This is a genomic window from Brevibacillus nigriterrae, assembly GCF_049846925.1.
Classification (GTDB): Bacteria; Bacillota; Bacilli; order Brevibacillales; family Brevibacillaceae; genus Brevibacillus_H.
The window spans coordinates 205,029-212,464 of the sequence record NZ_JBNCMT010000004.1; the positions used below are offsets into that span (position 1 = coordinate 205,029).

At 47.6% G+C, this 7,436-nt stretch carries 8 protein-coding genes and 2 riboswitches; of the genes, 4 read left to right on the top strand and 4 right to left on the bottom strand.

Annotation, left to right across the window (positions count from 1 at the left end; all coding sequences use genetic code 11):
* Positions 1–52: 52 nt before the first annotated feature.
* The 4 genes from ACPW7N_RS04965 to ACPW7N_RS04980 form a co-directional block, all read right to left on the bottom strand.
* Positions 53–649 (bottom strand): GNAT family N-acetyltransferase, encoded by a 597-nt coding sequence (locus ACPW7N_RS04965; protein WP_425649913.1) that lies wholly within the window; start codon positions 647–649, stop codon positions 53–55.
* An 83-nt stretch (positions 650–732) separates the two neighbouring features.
* Positions 733–1,776: an S-methyl-5-thioribose-1-phosphate isomerase gene (gene mtnA, locus ACPW7N_RS04970; protein WP_425649914.1), complete on the bottom strand. Its 1,044-nt coding sequence runs from the start codon at positions 1,774–1,776 to the stop codon at positions 733–735.
* Positions 1,773–2,999, bottom strand: coding sequence for an S-methyl-5-thioribose kinase (gene mtnK / locus ACPW7N_RS04975; protein WP_425649915.1), 1,227 nt, complete (start codon positions 2,997–2,999; stop codon positions 1,773–1,775). Before mtnK ends, mtnA begins: the two co-directional genes overlap by 4 nt.
* Before the next feature lie 29 nt (positions 3,000–3,028).
* Positions 3,029–3,643, bottom strand: coding sequence for a YbgA family protein (locus ACPW7N_RS04980; RefSeq protein ID WP_425649916.1), 615 nt, complete (start codon positions 3,641–3,643; stop codon positions 3,029–3,031).
* 65 nt (positions 3,644–3,708) lie between these two features.
* Positions 3,709–3,840: riboswitch (SAM riboswitch) on the bottom strand.
* A gap of 170 nt (positions 3,841–4,010) precedes the next feature.
* Positions 4,011–4,132: riboswitch (SAM riboswitch) on the top strand.
* A gap of 75 nt (positions 4,133–4,207) precedes the next feature.
* Between ACPW7N_RS04980 and ACPW7N_RS04985 the strand changes: the two genes are divergently transcribed.
* The 4 genes from ACPW7N_RS04985 to ACPW7N_RS05000 are packed head-to-tail and all read left to right on the top strand — an operon-like array spanning position 4,208 to position 7,275.
* On the top strand, positions 4,208–5,419 hold the full coding sequence (locus ACPW7N_RS04985) for a 2,3-diketo-5-methylthiopentyl-1-phosphate enolase (RefSeq protein ID WP_425649917.1): 1,212 nt from the start codon (positions 4,208–4,210) through the stop codon (positions 5,417–5,419).
* Positions 5,419–6,090, top strand: coding sequence for a 2-hydroxy-3-keto-5-methylthiopentenyl-1-phosphate phosphatase (locus ACPW7N_RS04990; protein ID WP_425649918.1), 672 nt, complete (start codon positions 5,419–5,421; stop codon positions 6,088–6,090). Before ACPW7N_RS04985 ends, ACPW7N_RS04990 begins: the two co-directional genes overlap by 1 nt.
* Position 6,091: 1 nt before the next feature.
* Complete coding sequence (locus tag ACPW7N_RS04995; protein WP_425649919.1) at positions 6,092–6,730, top strand: methylthioribulose 1-phosphate dehydratase; 639 nt, start codon at positions 6,092–6,094, stop codon at positions 6,728–6,730.
* A 17-nt stretch (positions 6,731–6,747) separates the two neighbouring features.
* Positions 6,748–7,275 carry a cupin domain-containing protein gene (locus ACPW7N_RS05000; RefSeq protein ID WP_425649920.1) on the top strand — a complete coding sequence of 176 codons (528 nt, stop codon included), beginning with the start codon at positions 6,748–6,750 and terminating at the stop codon, positions 7,273–7,275.
* Positions 7,276–7,436: the final 161 nt, after the last annotated feature.

A 7,436-nucleotide genomic window follows, 5' to 3' on the forward strand; every position in this document is an offset into this window, starting at 1 on the left:
CACCCGCTAAGCCTGTAAGCTAAAGCGAATGCCGTCATTTCTTCATCGTAGATTACCTGAATTTTCTTGTCAATCCATTAGTTGGCGTCTTTTGATGCGAATGCAGTTTGCACCAATCCCCTGCCACCATACCATATATGGCGTGATCAACATACCGTTCATTCACAAACTCATTCTCCCGCAGGACGCCTTCCAATTGAAACCCCAGCCGCTCAGGGATGGCCCTGCTTCTGGCATTATCCGTGGCAGCGGCTATCTGTACCCGGTTCAGGTTCCATTTCCCAAACACCAAACGGTTGATGTACTGATAGACCGCATGGGTCATCAAGCCCCTTCCCTGATACTGAGACCCTAGCCAGTAACCAATGGTCGTATTGCGATTGGCCCAGTTGATTCCATGGACACCCAGTGTGCCTGCAAAAGAACCCTCATACCAAATCCCGTAATGAATCCCTTGGTTCATTTCCCTGAGCCGGATGGTTCCATCGATAAAACCTCTGGTACTTGCTGGCTCTCTTGTCGAATCAACCCAGGGAAGCCACTCCCGCAAGTGCATCCGATTCTGATCAATCAATGTAAACATCTGTTTTGCATTTTCTTCGACAAGTACTTTCAGCTCTGCCCCATCGAACAGCGGAATGTGATTCATCACGCACACCTGCCAATTCCCAAAATAAAAACCCGTTCCTTCATACTAAAACAGTACGAAAAGAAACGGGGAAAAATTTCTGATTATTTGCTTTCGAGTCGGCAAATTTGCTCCGGCTTGTAAATACCTGTTTCCGTTACGATCGCCGTGATGTATCGGGCAGGAGTAATATCGAAGGCGGGATTGTATACCTTGATGCCATCTGGTGCAACCTGTTTGCCAAGTCCGTGCGTCACTTCCTCGATTGGACGTTCTTCAATCGGGATCTCGTCACCCGTTGCAGTTGCCAGATCAACCGATGAAAGCGGAGCTGCCACATAGAAAGGAATACCATGCGCCTTTGCCAGAACAGCTACACCGTACGTGCCAATTTTGTTTGCTACATCTCCATTTGCTGCGACACGATCTGTACCCACGATTACCGCCTGTACTTTTCCTTGCGCCATCACCATCGCAGCCATATTGTCGCAGATTAGGGTGACATCAATTCCTGCTTGCTGCAATTCGAAGGCAGTAAGTCGAGAGCCTTGCAAAACAGGACGAGTCTCATCGGCGTACACTTTGATGTCCCAGCCTCGTTCTTTGGCGAGGTAGAACGGAGCAGTTGCCGTTCCATAGGCTGCAGTTGCTAGCGCTCCCGGATTGCAGTGAGTCAGGACTCCGATACCATCGTGCAGCAAGGAGAGAAGATTTTCGCCAATCTGACGACAAACCTGTTCGTCCTCCGTCTGGATTGTTTGTGCTTCCTCCAAAACAGACTTTTTGATCTCGTCAATCGTCCTTTCCGCTTCATTCTCCACCCGGCTTTTCACCCGATCCAAGGCCCAGAACAAATTGACAGCAGTTGGTCGGGAGGTTGCCAGATAATCCGCCTGCTCCACGACATCTTGCCAGAAATCTTCATATGTCGTTGCCTGACTGTTGCGAACCCCAAGATATAATCCGTAGGCTGCTGCCATCCCGATAGCCGGTGCTCCTCGAACTTGCAGGTGTCTGATTGATTCCCATACCTGCTCAGATGTAGTGAGAGGCAGGTATACCGTCTCAACAGGAAGCAATGTCTGGTCAAGTAACTCCAGATGATCATTCTCCCATCTCACGGGTGTTATTCTTGTTGCCGTTGTCATACCGCTTCCTCCTGCTGAGCTTGAATCGACACATTCCATACCAGGTTGCTAATATCTGTGCTCGCTTTGATGTTTTTACGCTCCAGGATCAGTGCCTTGCCAATTTCCAGTGCAAGGCGCTCTGCTTCTGCACGTATTTCCACATTTTCAATCGAGTTCAAATCAGCTACGCCCGCCAACCCGATGACTCTGCGCAGCACCTCACATCCTGCATAACCAGCCGTATCCTGAAGCAAATCTGCCACGTAATCCTGCCAGAAGTTCTCTACATGCGCACTCCGTTCTTTGCTCTGTCTGTGCCACAATTGGACAAAGTTATATACAAACTCCTGCCATACGTTCTCTACTGTTTCAAGCAGGTACTGACGATACGCTGCTCGGTTGGCATCTGAGCCCGGCAAACCGTGCTGTGCAGCATAGTTGAGCAGCAGATTGGCAATGACCTGACCGATATCAAAGCCAATCGGACCATAATAAGCAAATTCAGGATCAATCACCTTTGTGCTGGTCGGGGTGACGAAAATGCTACCCGTGTGCAGGTCGCCATGAAGCAGTGCCTCTGCTCTCGTGAGGAAGCCAAACTTCAGCTTCGCAATTTCCCGTTTCAGCGGTACGTTTGCCCAAATCGCCTCAACGTCTTTGCGAATCAAAGGGTTAAAGATATTGGTTTCGGCATTTTCATAGGGATCAGTAAACACCAAATCTTCGGTAATTTTGCAAAGCTCTGGATTCACGAATGTTGCGACTAATGATTTTTTTTCATACGGATGCACACCCAAATCCGATGTGAAAAAGAGAGTTTCAGCCAGGAATCGACCGATATGCTTGGCAAACAGCGGATATTGTTCCCCTTGGATCAATCCTTTGCGCATGATCGTGTGGTCACTCAAGTCTTCCATCACGGTAAGGGCAAGCTCTTGATCAAAATGATAAACCTGTGGAACCAGATCAGGAACCAGCTTGTTTTGAATAGCAAGTGCCGAGCTTTCGATCCGTGCACGATCAAGTGTCAAAGGCCACGACTCACCAACTACTCGTGCGTACGGCAATGCTTGCTTGACAATGACACTTTTGCCAGTTGCTTCTTCACGAATATGAAAAACCAGATTCAGGTTCCCATCGCCTATCTCATAGCTTGATAATTGCGAATCTTGCGTAAATAAACTAGGTAAACCACGAACATAATCAACGGCTTCCTGTTCAGTTAACGGACGGTATGTCATCGCTTTTCCTCCTCATTCCTGCCTTGTAATCAGCCTAAAAGAGCCATTTGCTTTTCATACATGTCAAGCGGATTGGTCAACTCGTTCAACTGTGCCATCAAGCGGTAATCCACTAATTTGTGCACTTTGCAATCGGCTATATCATCTGCTATTTCTTCTCGGGTCAATACTTCCCAGTTTCCTTCTCTGCGCTTGACGAACAAATCTTTTCCACGATACGAAATCCAGACGTGACTGGTTGGACAGGCAGGCGAAAAGAGCCGTGACCGTTTGAGTGTATCGTCTCCCCTTTCCATCGCTAGAAGAAACAACACCCGCCACGCATTCTCCACGTCGGTAGACAGCAGAAGCTGCCACGAGCCGTTTTCCACAGGACTTACCTTGCCACGCAGGTGACCGAAAGCATGATTCAATGCATTTCGTGCATTCCCTTCGTCGATAAGATCAACCTCGCATTCCTGTAATTTGTCACATAACCAGTCCGCAAATTGAGTCCAATCCCGATTTCCCGTTTCTTTCGCACGTTGATTCTGTTCCTTGAATGCTTGCACAATATCCTGATAGGTAGAATACGAGTGAAGCATGATTAAATATTTGTACTCCGACCAAACTTGCTCACACCAATTTTTTGATAATGTCACCATGAAAAAAGACCTCTTTTCCAAAGAAAAGAGGTCCTGTGCATACGTTGTCATAACGTCGTCGTTCCCCCTTATCTTCCAGAATTATTTCTTCTGCAGGAATTAGCACCGTGCACTTTTCTTGCTCGATAACAGATGCAAGAAATGTGTCGGTTGCTGGGTATCATCGGGCCAGTCCCTCCACCGTCTCTGGATAAGGAAATCCATATTTAGACTATTCAATTTGCAATTACGATGAATCATACACACGGTACAAGCCAGTTGTCAACAACTTTTTGCAAATTAAAAATGAAGTTGACGTTTGTGAAAAATCGTCTTATGATTTGAGTACTGTGTTTGTAGTTGCTCAATTCCATATATTCAGACATTACTCTTATTGTGAGAAGGCGGAGGGACTGGCCCGATGATGCCCGGCAACCGGCGTACGAAACAGGTACGAAACGGTGCTAAATCCTGCAAAAACCTGATTTTGAGGTTTTTGAGAGATGAGAGGAGAAGCGAACAATCGTAAGCCCGCCTCCTTCTCGATGAAGGAGGCTTTTTATTTTCTACAAAGGAGGCTTATCCGTGGGCAGTGATTCTATTCTTGTAACCTACGTAACGCAAGCAAAAGATTTAGATAAAAAAGCTGCTGCGATTGCTGTCGGCATGACTGTTGGTTCATGGACCGATCTTCCCCTCGCCAAGCAGGAAGCACTTCGTCCCTATCTTGGAGAAGTTCATGCTGTTCAACCGCTGGAAGAGTTGGACAATGGCGAGATCCGGGGGACAGTTACCATCAGCTATCCAACAATCAACTTTACACGTGATATCCCTTCCCTTTTGACGGGTGTATTCGGCAAGCTGTCTATGGATGGCAAAATCAAATTAGTCGATATACAATTGCCCGATTCATTTGTTGCTGGCTTTCCAGGACCGAAATACGGCATCGACGGCGTGAGGGAGATACTTGGTGTACATGACCGACCACTGTGTATGAGCATATTTAAATCGTGTCTGGGTCTGCCCTTCGATGAACTGAAGACACAATTCCGTGCCCAGGCACTGGGAGGACTCGATTTGGTCAAGGACGACGAGATCTTCTTTGCTGACGATCAGGCGCCGTTTCTTGAGCGAATCCGTGCTTTCCGTCAAATAGCCGAGGAAGTACAGCAAGAAACAGGCAAACCCGTGCTTTATGCAGCAAATCTCACGGGCCCTTCCCATGAATTGCTAGATAATGCGAAGCGTGCGATCGATAACGGAGCCCAATGCTTGCTGTTTAACGTACTCAGCTTTGGATTCGACACCCTGCATCGGCTCGCAGCCGATCCCGATATCACCGTCCCGCTGATGGCCCATCCAGCACTGGCTGGTGCGCTGTACCCTTCACCTGACTACGGCATCCGGACGTCCCTATTATTGGGTAAACTGATGCGGCTTGCAGGTGCGGATCTAGTTCTGTTCCCTTCTCCTTATGGAAATGTCGCATTGGATAAACAAGAAGCACTTCAGCTTGCAGCTAATTTAACCGTAAATGACAGTCAGTTGAAACGCTCTTTCCCTGTTCCGTCAGCAGGGATTCATCCGGGGTTAGTACCTCAACTTTACGCAGATTTCGGACTGGATCAGGTGGTGAACGCAGGTGGCGGCATCCACGGCCATCCTGGTGGAGCAACAATCGGAGCTAGAGCATTCATAACAGCAATTGAAGCAGTCGTTAGTGGAATTCCATTAGCCGAAGCGGCAACGAACAGTGAGGCTTTGGCGATTGCTTTAGATAAGTGGGGGCAAAAGTAATGCAAAAACAAGTCGTTCTCTTTTGTGACTTCGATGGCACAATCACGGAAAAAGACAATATCATTGCCATCATGCGAGAATTTGCTCTACCTGGCTGGGAAGAGTTGACCGATCAAATTCTGGGCCAGCAGATCTCGATTCGGGAAGGTGTGGGCAAACTGTTTGCCACTATTCCCTCTCATCGTAAACAAGATATTGTTGATTTCCTATTACGAGAAGCAAGGATTCGAGCAGGGTTTGCTGAATTTATCCAATACTGCAAAAAACAGGATATCACTCTCTTGATTACAAGCGGCGGCATTGATTTCTTCGTCTATCCCATGCTCGCTCCTTATGGCTTGGATGAGCATATCTATTGCAACGGCAGCGATTTCTCTCAAGACACGATCACGATTACCTGGCCTCATGCATGCGATGAACACTGCACAACGGATTGCGGTATGTGCAAGACAGCAATTATCAGACAATACGATCCATCCACCCATTACCGAATCGTGATTGGTGACAGCATTACGGATTTGGCAGGAGCCAAGATCGCCGACTTTGTCATAGCCCGATCTCTGCTGGAAACCAAATGTAACGAACTGCAGTTGCCCTATCGCCCATTCTCAACCTTCTTTGATGTGATTGACGCCTTGGAGCAGATAACGAACGGACAGGAGGTGCGCTAGCATGAGCGATTTGGAGCAACTGCGAGCCGACGCTTATCTGAGGCTGGATGAGGCCAAAATGACCTTTGCCAGACGTGATTGGTTCCCCGGCACAAGCGGCAATCTGTCGATTAAATTGACAAGTGACCCGCTACTCTTTGCAGTAACTGCCAGCGGCAAAGACAAAACAAAATGCACACCTGAAGATTACTTGCTGGTAAATGAATCGGCCCAACCAGTAGAAGAGACCACCTTGCGACCATCGGCGGAAACCTTGATTCATGCAGCCGTTTATCGGCACATCCCAACCGCTGGAGCATGCTTTCACGTCCATACGATCAGCAATAACGTGATCTCGGAGCTTTACTTTGGGCAGCGGGCATTCACAATCAAGGGGCAAGAATTGATCAAAGGGCTCGGTATCTGGGAAGAGAATGCGGAAATCACGATTCCTATCGTGGAAAATTACGCGGATATCCCTACCCTTGCTGCTGCGATTGAAAAAGTAATTACTCCTTCTGTACCAGGTGTTTTGATCCGCAATCACGGAATTTACGTATGGGGTGACAATGACTTCACGGCGAAACGTCATCTGGAGTCCTTTGAGTTCCTGTTTGAGTACCATCTGAGACTTACTCAATTACGACATCAATTTAATTAAAGGGAGGCAATTCATCAATGGCAAAAATCCGTTTTCATGCTACCAATGAATATTTGGAAGGCTCAGACAAGGTACGCGATTTTCTTTCCCCTCTGGGAGTCACCTATGAAGTATGGGGTGTTGATCGCTTACCCGAGAATCTGCGGGAGAATTACCAACTGACAGATGAAGAAAAATCCCATATCATCGAGCATTTCCGAAAAGAAATTGACGAGATCAGCACCCGGCGAGGCTATACAACAGCTGATTTGGTAATGCTTTCTGAAAACACACCGAATTTGGATAAATTGTTAGTAGCATTCCGTGGAGAGCATCATCACACAGATGATGAAGTACGTTTTTGCGTGGATGGTCACGGGATTTTCACCATCAATGCTGGTGATAACTGGTTTGATGTAGAAATGGATCCAGGCGATTTGATCTCCGTCCCTTCCTACACACGCCACTACTTCTCTCTCCAGGATGACCGCAAAATCAAGGCAATCCGCCTCTTCGTCACTCCTGCCGGTTGGGAAGCGATTTACGAAAAACAGACGTCTGCGTAAGATAACCCTCCCGAGCGGAGGCTCAAAACTATAAAAAAGGATGCCATCAGGAGCTTTGGCCCTGAAGTGCACCCCTTATAGTGGACATTGGAAAAACACCACGTGTTTTTATCCGATGGATACACTATAGGGGGTGTTTTTCGTTATGGCCAAAATGGGAC